The sequence below is a fragment of the Rhizobium sp. SG741 genome, assembly GCF_012275435.1.
Classification (GTDB): Bacteria; Pseudomonadota; Alphaproteobacteria; order Rhizobiales; family Rhizobiaceae; genus Rhizobium; species Rhizobium lusitanum.
The window spans coordinates 1-20,959 of the sequence record NZ_JAAZQP010000029.1 but is presented as its reverse complement, the minus strand read 5'-3'; the positions used below and the strand labels follow the sequence as shown (position 1 = coordinate 20,959).

General features: G+C 58.9%; 18 protein-coding genes, 1 tRNA gene and 1 pseudogene. 18 read left to right on the top strand and 2 right to left on the bottom strand.

What is annotated here, in order from left to right; genetic code table 11:
* A pseudogene (locus tag FHT29_RS34010) lies at window positions 1-99 on the top strand (elongation factor Tu); the annotation flags it as partial.
* A 70-nt stretch (window positions 100-169) separates the two neighbouring features.
* Entirely contained in the window at window positions 170-679 is a 510-nt protein-coding gene (locus FHT29_RS34005) for an AAA family ATPase (RefSeq protein ID WP_047640969.1), read from the top strand.
* Between the two features lie 33 nt (window positions 680-712).
* Here FHT29_RS34005 and FHT29_RS34000 read toward each other — a convergent pair whose 3' ends face one another.
* A complete protein-coding gene (locus tag FHT29_RS34000; protein WP_168601166.1) occupies window positions 713-1,219 on the bottom strand; it encodes a GrpB family protein in 507 nt (168 codons plus the stop codon).
* A gap of 143 nt (window positions 1,220-1,362) precedes the next feature.
* On the opposite strand from FHT29_RS34000, the gene FHT29_RS33995 reads away from it, so the two are divergent.
* The 12 genes from FHT29_RS33995 to rpoC all read left to right on the top strand — a co-directional run bounded on the left by FHT29_RS33995 (window position 1,363) and on the right by rpoC (window position 16,826).
* Window positions 1,363-2,256, top strand: a complete 894-nt coding sequence (locus tag FHT29_RS33995) for an NAD(P)-dependent oxidoreductase (protein ID WP_168601165.1) — start codon at window positions 1,363-1,365, stop codon at window positions 2,254-2,256.
* Between the two features lie 326 nt (window positions 2,257-2,582).
* A complete protein-coding gene (locus FHT29_RS33990) occupies window positions 2,583-3,269 on the top strand; it encodes a glycosyl transferase (RefSeq protein ID WP_037201288.1) in 687 nt (228 codons plus the stop codon).
* Between the two features lie 5 nt (window positions 3,270-3,274).
* Window positions 3,275-4,150, top strand: coding sequence for a 3-deoxy-manno-octulosonate cytidylyltransferase (locus FHT29_RS33985; protein ID WP_168601167.1), 876 nt, complete (start codon window positions 3,275-3,277; stop codon window positions 4,148-4,150).
* A gap of 214 nt (window positions 4,151-4,364) precedes the next feature.
* Window positions 4,365-4,440, top strand: a tRNA-Trp gene (locus FHT29_RS33980).
* A 198-nt stretch (window positions 4,441-4,638) separates the two neighbouring features.
* Window positions 4,639-4,839: a preprotein translocase subunit SecE gene (gene secE, locus FHT29_RS33975; protein WP_034513461.1), complete on the top strand. Its 201-nt coding sequence runs from the start codon at window positions 4,639-4,641 to the stop codon at window positions 4,837-4,839.
* A gap of 18 nt (window positions 4,840-4,857) precedes the next feature.
* Window positions 4,858-5,388, top strand: coding sequence for a transcription termination/antitermination protein NusG (gene nusG, locus FHT29_RS33970; RefSeq protein WP_034513460.1), 531 nt, complete (start codon window positions 4,858-4,860; stop codon window positions 5,386-5,388).
* 212 nt (window positions 5,389-5,600) lie between these two features.
* Complete coding sequence (gene rplK / locus FHT29_RS33965) at window positions 5,601-6,032, top strand: 50S ribosomal protein L11 (protein ID WP_037201287.1); 432 nt, start codon at window positions 5,601-5,603, stop codon at window positions 6,030-6,032.
* A gap of 4 nt (window positions 6,033-6,036) precedes the next feature.
* Window positions 6,037-6,735: a 50S ribosomal protein L1 gene (gene rplA, locus FHT29_RS33960; RefSeq protein ID WP_037201285.1), complete on the top strand. Its 699-nt coding sequence runs from the start codon at window positions 6,037-6,039 to the stop codon at window positions 6,733-6,735.
* Window positions 6,736-7,064: 329 nt separating this feature from the next.
* Window positions 7,065-7,583 carry a 50S ribosomal protein L10 gene (rplJ, locus tag FHT29_RS33955; protein ID WP_034513455.1) on the top strand — a complete coding sequence of 173 codons (519 nt, stop codon included), beginning with the start codon at window positions 7,065-7,067 and terminating at the stop codon, window positions 7,581-7,583.
* Between the two features lie 58 nt (window positions 7,584-7,641).
* On the top strand, window positions 7,642-8,019 hold the full coding sequence (rplL, locus tag FHT29_RS33950) for a 50S ribosomal protein L7/L12 (RefSeq protein WP_034486692.1): 378 nt from the start codon (window positions 7,642-7,644) through the stop codon (window positions 8,017-8,019).
* Window positions 8,020-8,282: 263 nt separating this feature from the next.
* Window positions 8,283-12,425: a DNA-directed RNA polymerase subunit beta gene (rpoB, locus tag FHT29_RS33945; protein WP_037201284.1), complete on the top strand. Its 4,143-nt coding sequence runs from the start codon at window positions 8,283-8,285 to the stop codon at window positions 12,423-12,425.
* Window positions 12,426-12,614: 189 nt separating this feature from the next.
* Complete coding sequence (rpoC, locus tag FHT29_RS33940; RefSeq protein WP_037201282.1) at window positions 12,615-16,826, top strand: DNA-directed RNA polymerase subunit beta'; 4,212 nt, start codon at window positions 12,615-12,617, stop codon at window positions 16,824-16,826.
* A 119-nt stretch (window positions 16,827-16,945) separates the two neighbouring features.
* Here the strand turns inward: rpoC and FHT29_RS33935 are convergent, their stop codons facing one another.
* Complete coding sequence (locus FHT29_RS33935) at window positions 16,946-17,239, bottom strand: hypothetical protein (RefSeq protein ID WP_047562197.1); 294 nt, start codon at window positions 17,237-17,239, stop codon at window positions 16,946-16,948.
* Between the two features lie 508 nt (window positions 17,240-17,747).
* On the opposite strand from FHT29_RS33935, the gene rpsL reads away from it, so the two are divergent.
* The 4 genes from rpsL to FHT29_RS33915 all read left to right on the top strand — a co-directional run.
* Window positions 17,748-18,119 (top strand): 30S ribosomal protein S12, encoded by a 372-nt coding sequence (rpsL, locus tag FHT29_RS33930; protein WP_003507760.1) that lies wholly within the window; start codon window positions 17,748-17,750, stop codon window positions 18,117-18,119.
* A gap of 79 nt (window positions 18,120-18,198) precedes the next feature.
* Complete coding sequence (gene rpsG / locus FHT29_RS33925; RefSeq protein ID WP_034513449.1) at window positions 18,199-18,669, top strand: 30S ribosomal protein S7; 471 nt, start codon at window positions 18,199-18,201, stop codon at window positions 18,667-18,669.
* Between the two features lie 30 nt (window positions 18,670-18,699).
* Window positions 18,700-20,799 carry an elongation factor G gene (gene fusA, locus FHT29_RS33920; RefSeq protein WP_037201277.1) on the top strand — a complete coding sequence of 700 codons (2,100 nt, stop codon included), beginning with the start codon at window positions 18,700-18,702 and terminating at the stop codon, window positions 20,797-20,799.
* Between the two features lie 67 nt (window positions 20,800-20,866).
* On the top strand, window positions 20,867-20,959 hold a 93-nt coding region (locus tag FHT29_RS33915; RefSeq protein ID WP_018010120.1), incomplete at its 3' end, for a GTP-binding protein.

Sequence of the window (20,959 nt, the reverse complement as noted above, 5' to 3'; positions counted from 1 at the left end):
CTGATCGTGCCGATCGCGATGGAAGAAAAGCTGCGCTTCGCCATCCGCGAAGGCGGCCGTACCGTCGGCGCAGGCATCGTCGCATCCATCGTCGAATAATCCTCGGATTATTCCTTTATAAGAAGGCCCCGCTGGAAACAGCGGGGCCTTTTGTATTGGGGGAAGTGCCATGGGATTGATCATTCTGACGGGCGCCTCGGGCTCGGGCAAGACGACGATCGCGCAGGCGATAGCGAGGGATCATGCGCTTGAGGTGACCGTCCATCATTTTGACAGCATCGGCGTCCCCGCACTTGACGTCATGATCCAAGATCATGGCTCGCCGGAGGCCTGGCAGCGCGCCAAAACCATGGAGTGGCTGGCACGTCTTGCCCCACATGTCCGGAGGGGTGAGGCGGCGCTGCTCGAGGGACAGATGCGGATGTCCTTCGTCATTGAAGCTATCGCGGCAGCAAAGATCAATGAATACAAACTGTTATTGGTCGATTGCGACGATGCGGCGAGAACGCATCGGTTGACGATGGAGCGCGGCCAGCCAGAGCTGGCCAATGCGGAGATGATGAACTGGGCAACCTATCTGCGCAATGAAGCCTTGGCGCAAGGCTGCGGGATTCTCGATACAAGTCGCCTTTCGATCGAGCAGAGTGCCGCGCGGGTTTTGCAGCATCTGCATAGGTAATGCAATTTGTCACCATTCGTTGATGAACGGCGCTTAAATCAGCTCCGCGATGGCGCGGCGGACGACGTCGGCGACGAAATCAGCTTTTCCTTCAGTATAATGATCCCAATCGCCGTTGGCCTCTTCCGCCAATCGCTGCTTCAATGCGGCATAGCTTGCCGCGATCTCCGGATGAGTGCGAAGATGATCGCGGAAAAGGATGCGCTCGTGATGGGCGCCATTGCCGGGCAGGCAAAGGTAGAGGCGCGTGCCGTAGGGCTTTTCGTCCATGGTTAAAGCCCATCTGTCGGCACCGTGCAGATCGCCGTGAAAGCGATAGCCGGCCTTCTTCAGGCGTTCGGTTGCATCGACCCTTGCATCTTCCGATGCAAGAACGGCATCGATATCAAGCTTGGGCTTGGCTCGCATTCCGGGGACGGCGGTGCTGCCGATATGATAGATTTGGGCAGGATGGCCGAGCAGGGTACTGATCGTCTCGCGGCGGTCCTCAAAGAGCGCGGGCCATGCCGGATCGTATTCGACGAGCGTGATCGGGCGCATTCGTTTTCCACCCCTTCAATGATCGCCTGACACATCAATTCCACCGCAAGCACGTCGGTCAAGTGATTCCAACCGCCGCACCTGCCTTGCGAAAAAGCCGAAAAGGTCTACCTATCGCTAGGATTTTATCCGGAGGAGATTTCATGAAGAAGCGCATTCTGTTTACTGGCGGCAGCGGCAAGGCCGGACGCCACACCGTGCCCTGGCTGGTCGAGGCCGGTTACGAAGTCCACAACATCGATCTCGTGCCGCTGAACAGCCCCGGTGTCACCAATCTGCAGGCCGATGTCACCGATGCGGGACAGGTCTATAACGTCCTGACCATGCATCGGGATTTCCCCGATCTCGATCAGGGCAGGGGCGTGCAGCCCTTCGATGCCGTCGTGCATTTCGCAGCCGTCCCGCGCATCCTGTTGAAGCCCGACAACGAGACGTTTCGCATCAACACGATGAGCACCTATAACGTCATCGAGGCGGCGGCGAAGCTCGGCGTGAAGAAGATCATCGTTGCCTCAAGCGAAACGACCTACGGCGTCTGCTTCGCCGAAGGCCATCGCGATTTCCATCAATTCCCGCTGGAGGAGGACTATGACGTCAATCCGATGGATTCCTATGGCCTGTCCAAGGTTCTGAACGAAAAGACGGCGCGGGCCTTCGCCGAGCGCTTCGGCATCGACATCTATGCGCTGCGCATCGGCAACGTCATCGAGCCCCACGAATATGAGCGCTTCCCGGAATATTTCGCCGACAGCGGGATCCGCAAGCGCATCGCCTGGAGCTATATCGACGCCCGCGATCTCGGCCAGATCGTTCACCTCTGCATCGAAAAAAGCGGCCTGGGCTTCCAGGTATTCAACGCCGCCAACGACACGGTTTCAGCCAACACGCCCTCGCGCGAACTCGCCGCCAAGCACTATCCGAACGTGCCTTTCACCCGTGAGATCGGCGAATATGAAGGCTTGCTTTCCAACCGCAAGATCCGCGAAGTCCTCGGTTTCAAGGAAGAGCACGACTGGCGGCGATATGTGAAGGTCTGAAGCTGCATGACCTCCGAATAGGGCGGGGCGCTCTCGCGGAGCCCGGCAGAGGCGTCGACCGGATACGACGCCTCTCCATTTGTTACGCAGCATAACCAAAAATGCTTCCGCAAACACTCGACAAATATCCCCGTTTATTTAAGTAGGGTTGCGTATGCTGGGTATCTCCTGGAGATTGCAGCGGGTGGTACGGCATATTCGCGCCCCTGTTTCGAACGAACATCCCCCGGCCCTGGTGCTTTGGGGATGGAGCCGGGGCAGTTTGCGTCGCTACGAAAAATGGTTTGCCGGCTGGCTCTCAAGGGGTCGGTCGTTTCGGAGGTGTCATGAAGGATAGTGTTGCACGTATTTTTGTCGGTTTCGATTCCAAGGAGGTCGTGGCCTATCACGTCCTCGCCCAGAGCATCATCGAGCGGTCCTCGATCCCGGTGGTATTCTCGCCGATCGTGCTCAACAATCTGAGCGGCATTTTCACGCGCGAGCGTAATGCGCTGCAGTCGACCGAGTTTTCCTTCTCGCGCTTCCTGGTGCCCTACCTCAGCGACTATGAGGGCTGGAGCATCTTCATGGATTGCGACATGCTGGCCCGCACCGATATCGCCGAACTCTGGGCGCTGCGCGACGATCGCTATGCGGCCATGTGCGTCAAGCACGATTACCAGCCGAAGATCGAAACCAAGTTCCTCGGCCAGACGCAGACCAAGTACGCGAAGAAGAACTGGTCGAGCATGATCCTGTTCAACAATGCCAAGTGCAAGGCATTGACGAAAGACTTCGTCAACACGGCCACCGGCCTTGAGCTCCATCAGTTCAAGTGGCTGGAAAGCGACGACCAGATCGGTGAGGTGCCGGTGACCTGGAATTATCTCGTCAATGAATACGACTACCGCGAGGATGCCAAGCTGGTGCATTTCACCGACGGCGGTCCGTATTTCGACGAATACCGCAACGACGATTACGCCGAGGAATGGTTTGCCATGCGTGAGCGTATGCTGCACGTACAGCAGAAGTGAGCGAGTTGAGGCGAGAGCCGACAGGGGCCGCGGATGCCGACCTCCCGGCCGCGGGCTCCGCGGCTGGCCTGAACAGCGCCGACGAATGGCGCCCCCTGCTGGCGGCTTATTCTCATATCGTGCTGGTCGCCAACAGCGACGCAGTCGACATGGGAAGCCTGCAGGCGCAGTTTCCGCCGACAGCGCTCTTCGTCTTCTTCAATAAGGTCTACAAGGTTCTGGACCGTCCTTTCCCCGGGCACTCGCTGCTGATCTCGCGCGGTCAGCCGCGCGGTGCGAATATCGTCTATCGGGGCGAGGTGGGCGAGGTCGTCAAATTCTTCCCGAAGGAATATTTCCTCGGCATCATGAACATCCGCCTCGGCCCGGAGGAGAAGCTCAATCCGGCCGCCGACTTTCAGGGCGCGCCGACAGGCCATCTCGATCTGGTCGGTTTCTGCTCCGATTTTTATACGGAAGGCAAGACGCCGACCAGCGGTTTCGCCATGGCGCTATGGCTCAGCGATTTGAAGCTACCCGGAGCCATCGTTCTTGCCGGCTTTTCGGCGAGACGTAGCCAGAAGTGGAGGGTGGTCTCCGCCCATGACTGGACCTTCGAGCAAACCTTCCTGCGCCTCTTCGCGCGTCTCGGGAAGATCACCATTCATGGCGGCGTTTCCCTTAATCCCTATATCAGGCTCGCTGAACGTTTTTCCGAAATACCATCGGCCGAGATTTCGCTGGCCGCCGCGGAAGTGCTGTCCGAGCGATTGGGCAACGCGGATGCGGAAGTGGACAAGCTGATTTCGCTGACCAATGTGATTCGTTCGACGGATAATTTCCTGCGCCGCCTCAGGCCAAAATTTCTGAAGCGGAAGCCGAAGGGTTCGCCTGGGGAGTAACGGCGCAGCGAGAGGCGCCTTTTCGGCGCCTTCCGCAATGGTTCTGCGCGGCGGCGCTATTGACCGTGCTGGGCTGCATGCCGCGAAGCTGCGGGCTCGATTGGGAAAAAGCGAAAAACGCTCTTGCCAATCGTTTCGTCCCGTCTTAAAGGGAGCGCCATGTCTTCGAACTGCTCAGGCGGTCCACCGCTTGATGTAAATACTCGAAGAATGAAGGGGTATAGCTCAGTTGGTAGAGCGGCGGTCTCCAAAACCGCAGGTCGTAGGTTCGAGCCCTGCTGCCCCTGCCACTTTCCTTTGATTTGATTGGCGCGGTTATTTCGCTGCTTTTCAAGTTGAGGGAGCATGCCGTTTTGACGGCAAATTTTCGAAAACACTGGATTGCCTCTTGTTAAATTGGGAATCGGTGTTTATGTAGGGTTCAACAGACACGCGGTGCGTGGGGCTGATATGTTCAGCTTTACGCGCCGTAATTGCGTGGGCAGTCAATGGCATCCAAAACGAATCCACTAGCGTTTCTGCAGCAAGTTCGCTCCGAGACGTCGAAAATCACTTGGCCATCACGCCGTGAGACGATGATCTCGACGGTGATGGTACTTGTCATGGTTGTTTTCGCCTCGTTGTTTTTCTTTGCTGCCGACCAGCTCATTGGCTGGATACTCAGCTATGTGCTGAATACCGGCAACTGATATCGGGTGGAGATGAACATGGCGGCACGTTGGTACATCGTTCACGCTTATTCTAATTTTGAAAAGAAAGTGGCTGAATCCATCGAGGAGAAAGCCAGGCAGAAGGGTCTCGGGCATCTGTTCGAACGGATCCTCGTGCCGACTGAAAAGGTCGTCGAAGTGCGTCGCGGTCGCAAGGTCGATAGCGAGCGTAAGTTTTTCCCGGGTTATGTGCTGGTTCGCGCCAACCTGACGGATGAAGCTTACCACCTGATCAAGAATACGCCGAAGGTCACTGGCTTCCTGGGCTCCGACAATAAACCAGTTCCGATTCCGGATTATGAAGCCGAGCGCATTCTCGGTCAGGTCCAGGAAGGTGTCGAGCGGCCGAAGGCTTCGGTATCCTTCGAGATCGGCGAGCAGGTCCGCGTTTCCGATGGTCCGTTCGCCTCGTTCAACGGCACGGTTCAGGATGTGGACGAAGAGCGTTCGCGCCTGAAGGTGGAGGTCTCGATCTTCGGCCGCGCTACGCCGGTCGAGCTGGAATACAGTCAGGTCGAGAAGGTTTGATCGTTTCCGTCCGGAAAGATCGGTTTGATTGCTGATCTTTCCAATGAGTTTGGATATAAGTAAATGCTTACTTATATCTCGCGGCGCAGCCGCAATCCGCGTGGAAGGGTGGGGCCTTAGCCAGGTCTTTAATCCGCACCACGCAACCGCAGCCGCCGGAGCGATCCGGCATCGTGGGCCGGGAGACCGGCCATTCAGAAAGGCAGAGAGAAATGGCTAAGAAAGTTGCAGGCCAGCTCAAGCTGCAGGTTAAGGCCGGCTCGGCGAATCCGTCGCCGCCGATCGGTCCTGCGCTTGGTCAGCGTGGCATTAACATCATGGAATTCTGCAAGGCGTTCAATGCCGCCACGCAGGAAATGGAAAAGGGTATGCCGATCCCGGTCGTCATCACCTACTACCAGGACAAGTCCTTTACCTTCATCATGAAGCAGCCGCCGGTCAGCTATTTCCTGAAGAAGGAAGCAAAGATCCAGTCCGGCTCGAAGACCCCGGGCAAGGGCGCCAAGGCTGGCACTTTGACTAAGGCTCAGGTGAAGTCTATCGCCGAAGCCAAGATGAAGGATCTGAACGCCGCCGATATCGAAGGCGCAATGGCCATGATCGAGGGCTCCGCCCGCGCCATGGGCCTGGAAGTGGTGGGTTGAGACCATGGTAGCAAAGCGTATTCAAAAGACTCGTGAAGGCGTTGATCCGACCAAGCTTTATGCTCTGGATCTGGCCATCAACATGGTCAAGGAACGTGCCGTCGCCAAGTTCGACGAAACCGTCGAAATCGCGATGAATCTCGGCGTTGACCCGCGTCACGCCGACCAGATGGTTCGCGGCGTCGTCAACCTGCCGAACGGCACGGGCCGCACGGTTCGCGTTGCCGTCTTCGCTCGTGGCGTCAAGGCTGATGAAGCCAAGGCTGCAGGCGCTGACATCGTTGGCGCGGAAGACCTGGTCGAAATCGTTCAGGGCGGCAAGATCGACTTCGATCGTTGCATCGCGACCCCGGACATGATGCCGCTCGTCGGCCGTCTCGGTAAGGTTCTCGGCCCGCGCGGCATGATGCCGAACCCGAAGGTCGGTACCGTCACGATGGACGTAAAGTCTGCCGTCGAAGCTTCCAAGGGCGGCGCTGTCGAGTTCCGCGTCGAGAAGGCTGGTATTGTCCATGCCGGCATCGGCAAGGCTTCCTTCGACGCCAAGGCTCTGGAAGAAAACATCCGCGCCTTCGCCGACGCCGTCATCAAGGCAAAGCCGGCTGGCGCCAAGGGCAACTACCTGAAGCGCGTAGCGATCTCCTCGACCATGGGTCCGGGTGTCAAGATCGAGCTGTCGACGGTTACGGCGCCGAGCGCCTGATGATTATGCCGGGCATCTTGCCCGGCACTCAAGAATTCCCGGCCTTTCGGGGCCGGGATTTCCGGAGAAATCCGGAATTCCTGTCCGAGATTGCAGGTGGTTATCCCTTAATCACTTAAGCCTGCATGAGACGGGTAAGACCCGAATTTTGAAGAAGCGTTGCTTCGATGAACTCGGTTCGAGCCTTGGATGCCTTGTGCCTTGGAGCCGTCAGGCTCGAGCGCGAGGGGACAGGATCCTCAAGCGTCGCTTGGGATCTACTTGATCCCATGAGGCAAAAGGCAACCCGGCAGGTCCGTTAACCCGGTCCTGTCAACTGGAGAAAAGCAGTGGAAAGAGCGGAAAAACGCGAATTCGTCACGGAACTGAACGAAGTCTTCAAGGCTTCGGGCTCAGTTGTCGTGGCCCACTATGCTGGTGCTACAGTCGCTCAGATGAACGATTTTCGTTCGAAGATGCGCGCTGCTGGCGGCACTATCAAAGTCGCGAAGAACCGCCTGGCCAAAATTGCTCTTCAGGGCACGGACGCGGAAGGGATTTCCGATCTCTTCACCGGTCAGACGCTGATCGCATACAGCACTGATCCGATTACCGCTCCGAAGGTCGTCGTGGATTTCGCCAAGGGCAACGATAAGATCGTTGTCTTGGGCGGCGCCATGGGAACAACAACGCTCAACCCCGAAGGTGTGAAGTCGCTCGCGACCCTGCCTTCGCTGGACGAGCTGCGCGCGAAGCTGCTGGGCATGATCCAGACTCCGGCTACCCGCATCGCAGGTGTTGTTGCAGCGCCGGCAAGTCAGCTTGCTCGCGTGTTCTCGGCCTACGCCAAGAAGGACGAAGCCGCGTAAGGCGGTTTTTCGCTGTTCATAATCAACCAGTTCGAACCGAACAAAAGGAACTACAAAAATGGCTGATCTCGCAAAGATCGTAGACGACCTCTCCTCGCTGACCGTTCTCGAAGCCGCAGAACTGTCCAAGCTTCTCGAAGAAAAGTGGGGCGTTTCCGCCGCTGCTCCGGTAGCTGTTGCTGCCGCTGGTGGTGCTGCCGCTGCTGCTGTCGTTGAAGAAGAAAAGACCGAATTCGACGCCATCCTCACGGATGTTGGCGCGAACAAGATCAACGTCATCAAGGAAGTCCGCGCTATCACCGGCCTCGGCCTCAAGGAAGCTAAGGACCTCGTCGAAGCTGCTCCGAAGGCTGTCAAGGAAGGCGTTTCCAAGGCTGAAGCCGCTGACATCAAGAAGAAGCTCGAAGACGCCGGCGCAAAGGTCGACGTCAAGTAAGCTTGAAACTGCTTTGGGAGGTGGCTTTTTGCCGCCTCCCATTTGCCGTTTTTCTGAACGAATTACCCAAAAGCCGCAGGCAAACCGGCTTTTGGGTAATGGGTTCTTCAAGAGGATGGTCTCAAATCGAACCGCGACGCAATCCGTGCCGAGCGGTTTTCGATTAGTTAGACGAGATTGAACTACTCATTGATTGATGGGATCGCCTGGCCAGCGGTTCCCATCCGTTGCAGGCCCGGGTGCAGGATTTTAAAGGAGCGACGATGGCTCAGACCCTTTCGTTCAATGGGCGCAGGCGCGTACGCAAGTTTTTTGGTAAGATTCCCGAAGTCGCAGAGATGCCGAACCTCATCGAGGTTCAGAAGGCGTCCTACGATCAGTTTCTGATGGTCGAAGAGCCGAAGGGCGGCCGCCCGGACGAAGGTCTTCAGGCCGTTTTCAGGTCGGTTTTCCCGATCACCGATTTCTCCGGCGCTTCGATGCTGGAGTTCGTATCGTATGAATTCGAACCGCCGAAGTTCGACGTCGACGAGTGCCGCCAGCGCGACCTGACCTATGCCGCGCCGCTGAAGGTCACTCTCCGTCTGATCGTGTTCGATATCGATGAGGATACGGGCGCGAAGTCCATCAAGGACATCAAGGAACAGAGCGTCTACATGGGCGACATGCCGCTCATGACGAACAACGGTACCTTCATCGTCAACGGTACCGAGCGCGTGATCGTATCGCAGATGCACCGTTCGCCGGGCGTCTTCTTCGATCACGACAAGGGCAAGAGCCATTCTTCCGGCAAGCTGCTCTTTGCCGCCCGCGTCATCCCGTATCGCGGTTCCTGGCTCGACATCGAATTCGACGCCAAGGACATCGTCTACGCCCGTATCGACCGCCGCCGCAAGATTCCGGTGACGTCGCTGCTGATGGCGCTCGGCATGGATGGCGAAGAAATCCTGTCGACCTTCTATACGAAGTCGCTCTACCAGCGCTCCGGCGATGGCTGGCGCATTCCCTTCAACGCGGAAACGCTGAAGGGCGCCAAGACCGTTACCGACATGATCGACGCCGACACCGGCGAAGTCGTGGTCGAAGGCGGCAAGAAGCTGACCCCGCGTCTGCTGCGTCAACTGCAGGACAAGGGCCTCAAGGCCCTGAAGGCGACGGACGAAGAGCTGTACGGTCTGTTCCTGGCGGAGGATATCGTCAACCTTCGGACCGGTGAGATCTATCTCGAAGCCGGCGACGAAATCGACGAGAAGACCCTGCCGGTCATCCTGAAGGCTGGTTTCGAAGAAATTCCGGTTCTCGGCATCGACCATATCAATGTCGGCGCCTACATCCGCAACACGCTGTCTGCCGACAAGAACGAGAACCGTCAGGACGCTCTGTTCGACATCTATCGCGTCATGCGCCCGGGTGAGCCGCCGACCATGGAGTCGGCCGAAGCCATGTTCAACTCGCTGTTCTTCGATGCGGAGCGTTACGATCTCTCCGCCGTCGGCCGCGTCAAGATGAACATGCGCCTCGACCTCGACGTTGCCGACACCGTTCGCGTCCTGCGCAAGGACGACATCCTGGCCGTGGTCAAGATGCTGGTCGAATTGCGCGACGGCAAGGGCGAAATCGACGACATCGACAACCTCGGCAACCGCCGCGTCCGTTCGGTCGGCGAGCTGATGGAGAACCAGTACCGTCTTGGCCTGCTGCGCATGGAGCGTGCGATCAAGGAACGTATGTCCTCGATCGAAATCGACACGGTCATGCCGCAGGATCTGATCAACGCGAAGCCGGCGGCTGCCGCCGTTCGCGAATTCTTCGGTTCCTCGCAGCTGTCGCAGTTCATGGACCAGGTGAACCCGCTTTCGGAAATCACCCACAAGCGCCGCCTTTCGGCTCTTGGCCCGGGCGGTCTGACCCGCGAGCGCGCCGGCTTCGAAGTTCGCGACGTGCACCCGACGCACTACGGTCGTATTTGCCCGATCGAAACGCCGGAAGGTCCGAACATCGGCCTCATCAATTCGCTGGCGACCTTCGCCCGCGTCAACAAGTACGGCTTCATCGAAAGCCCTTATCGCCGCATCATCGACGGTAAGGTGACCAACGACGTGCTCTACCTCTCCGCCATGGAAGAGGCGAAGTACTACGTTGCCCAGGCCAACGCAGAGCTCGACGCTGAAGGTTCCTTCATCGAAGAATTCGTCGTTTGCCGTCATGCCGGCGAAGTCATGCTCGCTCCGCGCGACAACATCAACCTGATGGACGTCTCGCCGAAGCAGCTGGTTTCGGTCGCAGCCGCGCTGATCCCGTTCCTGGAAAACGACGACGCCAACCGTGCTCTCATGGGCTCGAACATGCAGCGTCAGGCCGTGCCGCTCTTGCGCGCCGAAGCTCCGTTCGTCGGCACCGGCATGGAGCCGGTCGTCGCGCGTGACTCGGGTGCTGCCATCGGCGCTCGCCGCGGCGGTGTGGTCGACCAGGTCGACGCGACGCGTATCGTTATCCGCGCCACGGAAGATCTCGATCCGTCGAAGTCCGGCGTCGATATCTATCGCCTGATGAAGTTCCAGCGTTCGAACCAGAACACCTGCGTCAACCAGCGCCCGCTGGTCACCGTCGGCGACGTGGTCAACAAGGGCGACATCCTGGCGGACGGTCCCTCGACCGACCTCGGCGATCTGGCGCTCGGCCGGAACGTGCTCGTCGCGTTCATGCCGTGGAACGGCTACAACTACGAAGACTCGATCCTGCTCTCCGAGCGTATCGTTGCCGATGACGTGTTCACCTCCATCCACATCGAGGAATTCGAAGTGATGGCGCGCGACACCAAGCTCGGTCCGGAAGAAATCACCCGCGACATTCCTAACGTTTCGGAAGAAGCGCTGAAGAACCTGGACGAAGCCGGCATCGTTTACATCGGCGCCGAAGTCCAGCCGGGCGATATCCTCGTCGGCAAGATCACGCCGAAGGGCGAAAGCCCGATGACGCCGGAAGAAAAGCTTCTGCGCGCTATCTTCGGTGAAAAGGCATCCGACGTTCGCGACACCTCCATGCGCATGCCGCCCGGCACCTACGGTACGGTCGTCGAAGTTCGCGTCTTCAACCGCCACGGCGTTGAGAAGGACGAACGCGCCATGGCGATCGAGCGCGAAGAGATCGAGCGTCTCGCGAAGGACCGCGACGACGAGCAGGCGATCCTTGACCGCAACGTCTACGGCCGCCTGGTCGAAATGCTCCGTGGTCAGGTTGCTCTTGCCGGTCCGAAGGGCTTCAAGAAGGGCACGGAACTGTCGAACGCCGTCGTTTCGGAGTATCCGCGTTCGCAGTGGTGGATGTTCGCCGTCGAGGACGAGAAGGTCCAGGGCGAACTCGAAGCCCTGCGTGGCCAGTACGACGAATCCAAGTCGCGCCTCGAACAGCGCTTCATGGACAAGGTCGAGAAGGTCCAGCGCGGCGATGAAATGCCTCCGGGCGTCATGAAGATGGTCAAGGTCTTCGTCGCTGTGAAGCGCAAGATCCAGCCGGGCGACAAGATGGCCGGCCGTCACGGCAACAAGGGCGTCGTATCGCGCATCGTGCCGGTCGAAGACATGCCGTTCCTCGAAGACGGCACGCATGTCGACATCGTGCTGAACCCGCTCGGCGTTCCCTCGCGCATGAACGTTGGTCAGATCCTCGAGACGCACCTCGGCTGGGCTTGCGCCGGCATGGGTCGTCAGATCGGCGAGCTGATCGAAGCTTACAAGGCGAGCGGCAACATCGAACCTCTGCGCAAGACGATCGACATGGTCGTCGGCGACGGTCCGAAGAGCGACGACGTTCACGAGTATGACGATGCATCGGTTCTGCGTCTGGCCGACCAGTGGAAGCGTGGCGTGTCCATAGCGACCCCGGTCTTCGACGGCGCCGGTGAAGCCGATGTCAACGAGATGCTGGTCATGGCAGGTCTCAAGCAGACCGGTCAGTCGACGCTGTACGACGGTCGTACCGGCGAGCAGTTCGACCGTCAGGTCACGGTTGGCTACATCTACATGCTGAAGCTGAACCACCTTGTCGACGACAAGATCCACGCCCGTTCGATCGGTCCTTACTCACTCGTCACCCAGCAGCCGCTGGGCGGTAAGGCGCAGTTCGGCGGTCAGCGCTTCGGCGAAATGGAAGTCTGGGCGCTCGAAGCTTACGGTGCAGCCTACACGCTGCAGGAAATGCTCACGGTCAAGTCGGACGACGTGGCCGGCCGCACCAAGGTCTACGAAGCCATTGTCCGTGGCGACGATACCTTCGAGGCGGGCATTCCGGAAAGCTTCAACGTTCTCGTCAAGGAAATGCGTTCGCTGGGTCTCAGCGTCGAGTTGGAAAATTCCAAGATCGACGATCTGCAGACGGCGAACCAGCTTCCGGATGCGGCCGAGTAAAGTCGATAGGGTGCGCGCTGTCCGTCAGCGCGCACCGTTCCAGCCGGCGCCCTATTTCGGGTAGCGCCAGGCGGGGACGGTTTCGCCGCATTTTGCGGTTATTGTCGTTTTAACGCGTCAGTCCGGTTCCCGGGAATTTGCCGGCACTGATTGCAGTTCGAGGGCGCTTCGCCCCAAAAGGAGACAGGCATGAACCAAGAGGTCATGAATCTTTTCAATCCGCAGGTGCCTGCACAGAATTTCGATTCCATCCGGATTTCGATCGCATCGCCGGAGAAGATTCTTTCCTGGTCTTATGGCGAGATCAAGAAGCCGGAAACGATCAACTATCGTACGTTCAAGCCGGAACGCGATGGTCTTTTCTGCGCACGAATCTTCGGGCCGATCAAGGATTACGAGTGCCTGTGCGGCAAGTACAAGCGCATGAAGTACAAGGGCATCATCTGCGAAAAGTGCGGCGTCGAAGTCACGCTGTCGCGCGTTCGCCGTGAGCGCATGGGTCATATCGAGCTCGCCGCTCCCGTTGCCCATATCTGGTTCCTGAAGTCGCTGCCGAGCCGCATTTCCACGCTGCTCGACATGACGCTGAAGGATGTCGAGCGCGTCCTCTACTTCGAAAACTACATCGTCACCGAGCCGGGCCTTACCGCCCTGAAGGAGCATCAGCTTCTCTCGGAAGAAGAGTACATGCTCGCCATCGACGAATATGGCGAAGACCAGTTCACCGCCATGATCGGTGCTGAAGCGATCTACGAGATGCTGGCCAGCATGAACCTCGAAAAGATCGCGGGCGACCTGCGTGCCGAGCTTGCCGACACCACGTCGGATCTCAAGCAGAAGAAGCTGATGAAGCGCCTGAAGATCGTCGAGAACTTCATGGAGTCAGGCAATCGTCCGGAATGGATGATCATGAAGGTCGTTCCGGTCATCCCGCCGGACCTGCGCCCGCTGGTTCCGCTGGATGGCGGCCGTTTCGCGACCTCGGATCTGAACGATCTGTATCGCCGCGTCATCAACCGTAACAACCGTCTGAAGCGCCTCATCGAGCTGCGCGCTCCGGGCATCATCATCCGCAACGAAAAGCGCATGCTGCAGGAATCTGTCGATGCGCTGTTCGACAACGGCCGTCGCGGCCGCGTCATCACCGGCGCCAACAAGCGTCCGCTGAAGTCGCTGTCCGACATGCTCAAGGGCAAGCAGGGCCGCTTCCGTCAGAACCTGCTCGGCAAGCGCGTCGACTATTCCGGCCGTTCGGTCATCGTGACCGGTCCGGAATTGAAGCTGCACCAGTGCGGCCTGCCGAAGAAGATGGCGCTCGAGCTGTTCAAGCCGTTCATCTACGCCCGCCTCGACGCGAAGGGTTATTCCTCGACCGTCAAGCAGGCCAAGAAGCTGGTCGAAAAGGAAAAGCCGGAAGTTTGGGATATCCTCGACGAGGTCATCCGCGAGCATCCGGTTCTCTTGAACCGTGCGCCGACGCTGCACCGCCTGGGCATCCAGGCCTTCGAACCCATGCTGGTCGAAGGCAAGGCTATCCAGCTGCACCCGCTCGTCTGCACGGCCTTCAACGCCGACTTCGACGGCGACCAGATGGCCGTTCACGTGCCGCTGTCGCTGGAAGCCCAGCTTGAAGCCCGCGTGCTGATGATGTCGACCAACAACATCCTGCATCCGGCAAACGGCGCGCCGATCATCGTTCCCTCGCAGGACATGGTTCTCGGCCTGTACTACCTGTCGATCCTGAACCAGAACGAGCCGGGCGAAGGCATGGCCTTCTCCGACCTCGGCGAGCTGCACCATGCTCTCGAAAACAAGGTTGTGACGCTGCATTCGAAGATCCGCGGCCGCTTCAAGTCGGTCGACGAAGAGGGTAAGCCCTATTCGAAGATCTACGAAACGACGCCCGGCCGCCTGCTGATCGGCGAGTTGCTGCCGAAGCATGGCAAGGTGACCTTCGACATCTGCAACCAGGAAATGACCAAGAAGAACATCTCCAAGATGATCGACACGGTCTACCGCCACTGCGGCCAGAAGGACACGGTCATTTTCTGCGACCGCATCATGCAGCTCGGTTTCTCCCATGCCTGCCGCGCCGGCATTTCGTTCGGCAAGGACGACATGGTCATTCCGGATACCAAGGTTAAGATCGTCGGTGACACCGAAGCCCTGGTGAAGGAATACGAGCAGCAGTACAATGACGGCCTGATCACCCAGGGCGAAAAGTACAACAAGGTTGTCGACGCCTGGGGCAAGGCCACGGAAAAGGTCGCCGAAGAAATGATGGCCCGCATTAAGGCCGTCGAATTCGATCCGGCGACCGGTCGTCAGAAGCCGATGAACTCGATCTACATGATGAGCCACTCGGGCGCCCGCGGTTCTCCGAACCAGATGCGTCAGTTGGGCGGCATGCGCGGCCTCATGGCCAAGCCGTCGGGCGAAATCATCGAGACGCCGATCATCTCGAACTTCAAGGAAGGCCTGACCGTGAACGAGTACTTCAACTCGACGCACGGTGCCCGTAAGGGTCTTGCTGACACCGCCTTGAAGACCGCGAACTCGGGTTACCTGACCCGCCGTCTCGTCGACGTCGCTCAGGATTGCATTGTCACCCACGTCGATTGCGGTACCGACAAGGGCCTCACCATGACCGCCATCGTCGATGCCGGTCAGGTCGTCGCTTCGATCGGCGCCCGCATCCTCGGCCGTACGGCGCTGGACGATATCGATCATCCGGTCACGGGTGAGCGTATCGTCGATGCCGGCAGGATGATCCTTGAGCCGGATGTCATCGAGATCGAGAAGGCTGGTATCCAGTCGATCCGTATCCGTTCGGCACTGACCTGCGAAATCCAGACGGGCGTCTGCTCGGTCTGCTACGGCCGCGACCTGGCTCGCGGCACGCCTGTTAATCTCGGTGAAGCTGTCGGCGTCATCGCCGCGCAGTCGATCGGTGAACCGGGCACGCAGCTGACCATGCGTACGTTCCACTTGGGCGGCACGGCCACCGTGGTCGACCAGTCGTTCCTGGAAGCCTCCTACGAGGGCACGGTTCAGATCAAGAACCGCAACATGCTGCGCAACTCCGATGGCAACCTGGTTGCCATGGGCCGCAACATGACGGTCCAGATCCTGGACGAGCGCGGTGTCGAGCGTTCCTCGCAGCGCGTCGCCTATGGCTCGAAGCTCCATGTCGACGATGGCGACAAGGTGAAGCGCGGCCAGCGTCTGGCGGAGTGGGATCCCTATACCCGCCCGATGATGACGGAAGTGGCCGGTACGGTTCACTTCGAAGACGTCATCGACGGTCTTTCGGTTCTCGAAGCAACCGACGAGTCCACAGGCATCACCAAGCGTCAGGTCTTCGACTGGCGTTCGACGCCGCGTGGCTCGGATCTGAAGCCGGCGATCGTCATCAAGGACGCCAGCGGCAATGTTGCCAAGCTGTCGCGCGGCGGTGACGCCCGCTTCCTGCTCTCGGTCGACGCGATCCTGTCGGTCGAGCCGGGCCAGAAGGTGTCGCAGGGTGACGTTCTCGCCCGTTCGCCGCTGGAAAGCGCCAAGACCAAGGACATCACGGGCGGTCTGCCGCGTGTTGCCGAACTGTTCGAGGCTCGTCGTCCGAAGGACCATGCCATCATCGCAGAGATCGATGGTACGATCCGTCTCGGCCGCGATTACAAGAACAAGCGCCGCGTCATCATCGAGCCGGCGGAAGACGGTGTCGAGCCGGTCGAGTACCTGATCCCGAAGGGCAAGCCCTTCCATCTTCAGGATGGCGACTATATCGAAAAGGGTGACTACATCCTCGACGGTAACCCGGCTCCGCACGACATCCTGGCGATCAAGGGCGTGGAGGCTTTGGCTTCCTATCTCGTCAACGAAATCCAGGAAGTCTACCGCTTGCAGGGCGTTGTCATCAACGACAAGCACATCGAAGTGATTGTCCGTCAGATGCTGCAGAAGGTGGAAATCACCGATGCGGGCGACAGCCAGTATATCGTCGGCGACAACGTCGATCGTATCGAGCTGGAGGACGCCAACGACCGCCTGATCGAGGTAGGCAAGAAGCCCGCTTACGGCGATCCGGTTCTGCTCGGCATCACCAAGGCGTCGCTGCAAACGCCGTCCTTCATCTCTGCCGCTTCCTTCCAGGAAACGACGAAGGTACTGACGGAAGCTGCGATCGCCGGCAAGACCGACGGCCTGCAGGGTCTGAAGGAAAACGTCATCGTCGGCCGTCTCATCCCGGCCGGTACCGGCGGCACCATGACCCAGATCCGCCGCATCGCCACGGCTCGCGACGAGCTCATTCTGGAAGAGCGTCGCAAGGGCACGGACGCTGGCGTCGCCACGCCCATGCTTCAGGACATGGCTGGCGAGAAGGCTCCTGCTGCCGAATAAGGGCGGCAAGCCTGCTGGAAATCAAAAGCCGCCCGGAGTGATCCGGGCGGCTTCTCTTTTATTCGGTGATGGAGCGAAAGCGGGGCAGGGCGGTTGCCTGGCCTCCGGAGGACTACCTGTCAGCGGAACCGGATGATCGCCACTTCTCCTTCGAGTGCACCCTGATAGGCCGATGCGTGCGGCTCTTCGTCCGGTACGTCCGTCAGCAGGCCGATTTGGTCGAGGTCGGCTTCGATGAAGCCTTCTTCGGCAAGCGCGTTGAGCGCTTCGCGCACGGCGGAGTCGTCATCAGGCGCTTTCAGCATGACATGGAGGTCGACGCCTTCGCCGCCGTCGGTCTCGTAGCCCTTGCCGATGATGATGAAGACCATGGGGCCGTCGGAATTGTTGTCGTTGTCTGGCGCAGTAATCATGAGTCTTCCTTCGGGGGTGTCGAATCGACCAGGCGATTCCTTTTGGTCGCACGGGTCATCTGATGGAATTGTCTTTCCGTGATTTCTTATAGGGATTTTAACGAAATACCAAAGTCCATCTTGCCGAAGGGGCGGCATTTCCGTATCGAAAGCGCCAAATGGCTGGTTTGCCGGGCCTTTCAGGCCTCTGTGACAAAGATAATTTCTTAACCGGCCTTGACGAAGCGACGGGAAACCAGTAGTACCGCCGCCATCAGGACCCATGTGAGGCATGGCTGTTCGGGGCGACGCGCTCTGGAGTTCACCTCAAACAAGGTTCTAAAACGCACGTTGAAGACACGAATGCTGCACGCAAGACGCCATATCGGCGTCCTCTGCTTTTCTGTGGTCCATCTGCGAAAGCGGATCGGGCCACGTTTTGCGCATTGAGACGATCGTGTGTCGTTGCCGGTGACGGCGATAGTCATGCCCGCAAGGGTGTCGAGATAGATTTATAAGGGATGGTTGAATGCCTACCGTAAACCAGCTGATCCGCAAGCCTCGCCAGGCGCAGGTAAAGCGTAACAAGGTTCCTGCTCTTCAGGAGAACCCGCAGAAGCGCGGCGTTTGCACCCGCGTCTACACGACGACGCCGAAGAAGCCGAACTCGGCTCTGCGTAAGGTCGCAAAGATCCGCCTGACCAACGGCTTCGAAGTCATTGGTTACATTCCGGGTGAAGGTCACAACCTTCAGGAACACTCAGTCGTCATGATCCGTGGCGGCCGCGTTAAGGACCTTCCGGGTGTCCGTTACCACATCATCCGCGGCGTTCTCGATACCCAGGGTGTCAAGAACCGTAAGCAGCGCCGTTCCAAGTACGGTGCAAAGCGTCCGAAGTAATTCGGTTTCAGATAATCCGGTGCTGCGCGAGGTTCTCCGCGTGGTGAAGCGCCGCTAATAGTTGAGAGACGAGAAGTACATGTCCAGACGTCACAGAGCAGAAAAGCGCGAGATCAACCCGGACCCGAAGTTCGGCGATCTGGTCGTCACCAAGTTCATGAATGCCATCATGCTCGACGGCAAGAAGTCCGTGGCTGAAAACATCGTATACGGCGCATTCGACGCCGTGCAGGGCAAGGCAAAGCAGGAGCCGCTCGGCGTGTTCCATCAGGCTTTGGATAACATCGCTCCGCACGTTGAAGTTCGTTCGCGTCGTGTCGGTGGTGCTACCTACCAGGTTCCGGTCGATGTTCGCCCGGAGCGTCGTCAGGCTCTGGCCATTCGCTGGCTGATCGCTGCTGCTCGCAAGCGCAACGAGACCACGATGGTCGACCGCCTCAGCGGCGAACTTCTCGATGCCTCCAACAACCGCGGCGCTGCCGTTAAGAAGCGCGAAGATACGCACAAGATGGCTGATGCCAACCGTGCGTTCTCGCATTATCGCTGGTAATCCCGAACGGTTTCGGAAAGGCAGTCCATTATGGCTCGCGAATATAAGATCGAAGACTACCGCAATTTCGGTATCATGGCGCACATCGACGCCGGTAAGACCACGACCACCGAGCGTATTCTTTACTACACCGGCAAGTCGCACAAGATCGGCGAAGTGCACGATGGTGCCGCCACCATGGACTGGATGGAGCAGGAGCAGGAGCGTGGCATCACGATCACCTCCGCTGCCACCACGACCTACTGGAAGGGCCGTGACGGCAAGACCCGCCGCTTCAACATTATCGACACTCCCGGCCACGTCGACTTCACCATCGAAGTCGAGCGTTCGCTGCGCGTTCTCGACGGCGCCATCGCGCTGCTCGATGCCAACGCCGGCGTTGAGCCGCAGACGGAAACCGTCTGGCGTCAGGCCGAGAAGTATCATGTTCCGCGCATGATCTTCTGCAACAAGATGGACAAGACCGGCGCCGATTTCTATCGCTCGGTCGAGATGATCAAGACCCGCCTCGGCGCTACCGCTGTCGTCATGCAGCTGCCGATCGGTGCTGAAACCGAGTTCAAGGGCGTCATCGACCTGATCGAGATGAACGCTCTCATCTGGCGCGACGAATCGCTCGGCGCTCAGTGGGACGTCGTCGAAATTCCGGAAGACATGAAGGCCAAGGCTGAAGAATATCGCGAAAAGCTGATCGAGACCGTTGTCGAGATCGACGAAGCCGCGACTGAAGCTTACCTCGAAGGCAACCTGCCTGACAACGATCAGATCCGCGCGCTCGTCCGTCGTGGCACGATCGACGTCAAGTTCCATCCGATGTTCTGCGGCACCGCCTTCAAGAACAAGGGTGTTCAGCCGCTGCTCGACGCCGTTGTCGAATACCTGCCGTCGCCGCTCGACATTCCGGCGATCAAGGGCATCGATTTCAAGACCGAGGCCGAGATCGAACGTCACGCTGACGACAGCGAGCCGTTGTCCATGCTGGCATTCAAGATCATGAACGACCCCTTCGTCGGTTCGCTGACCTTCGCCCGCGTCTACTCCGGCAAGCTCGAAAAGGGCGCGTCGGTCATGAATACGGTCAAGGACAAGCGCGAGCGTGTCGGCCGTATGCTACAGATGCACTCGAACTCGCGTGAAGACATCGAAGAAGCCTTCGCTGGCGACATCGTCGCTCTGGCCGGCCTCAAGGAAACCACCACTGGCGATACGCTCTGCGATCCGCTGAAGCCGGTTATCCTCGAGCGCATGGAATTCCCCGAGCCGGTCATCCAGATCGCGATCGAGCCGAAGACCAAGGGCGACCAGGAAAAGATGGGCCTCGCGCTCAACCGCCTGGCTGCAGAAGACCCGTCCTTCCGCGTGAAGACGGACCAGGAATCGGGCCAGACGATCATCGCCGGCATGGGTGAACTTCACCTCGACATCATCGTCGACCGTATGCGTCGTGAATTCAAGGTTGAAGCAACTGTCGGCGCGCCGCAGGTTGCTTACCGCGAAACCATCACGCGCCAGACGGAGAAGGACTACACCCACAAGAAGCAGTCGGGTGGTACCGGTCAGTTCGCTCGCGTCAAGATCGTGTTCGAACCGAACCCGGAAGGCGACGATTTCAAGTTCGAGTCCAAGATCGTTGGCGGTTCCGTTCCGAAGGAATACATCCCCGGCGTTCAGAAGGGCATCGAAAGCGTTCTGTCTTCAGGCCCGCTGGCTGGCTTCCCGATGCTCGGCGTCAAGGCGACGCTCATCGATGGCGCCTTCCACGACGTCGACTCGTCGGTTCTGGCCTTCGAAATCGCCTCGCGTGCTTGCTTCCGTGAAGCTGCCCGCGAAGCCGGCGCTCAGCTCCTCGAGCCGATGATGAAGGTCGAAGTCGTGACGCCGGAAGACTACGTCGGCGACGTCATCGGCGACCTGAACTCGCGTCGTGGCCAGATCCAGGGCCAGGAAAGCCGCGGTATCGCTGTTGTCATCAACGCGAACGTCCCGCTGGCAAACATGTTCAAGTATGTCGATAACCTGCGTTCCATGTCTCAGGGCCGTGCACAGTACACGATGACCTTCGATCATTACGCGCCGGTTCCGTCGAACGTCGCACAGGAAATCCAGGCAAAGTATTCCGGTCAGAAGTGACCGGAATACCAATTGACCGATAACAAGAATTGATCCCTTCGGGGACAGGAAAAATGGAGAGCCGAAAATGGCAAAGAGTAAGTTTGAGCGCAATAAGCCGCACGTTAACATTGGTACGATTGGGCACGTTGACCACGGCAAGACGTCTCTGACGGCAGCG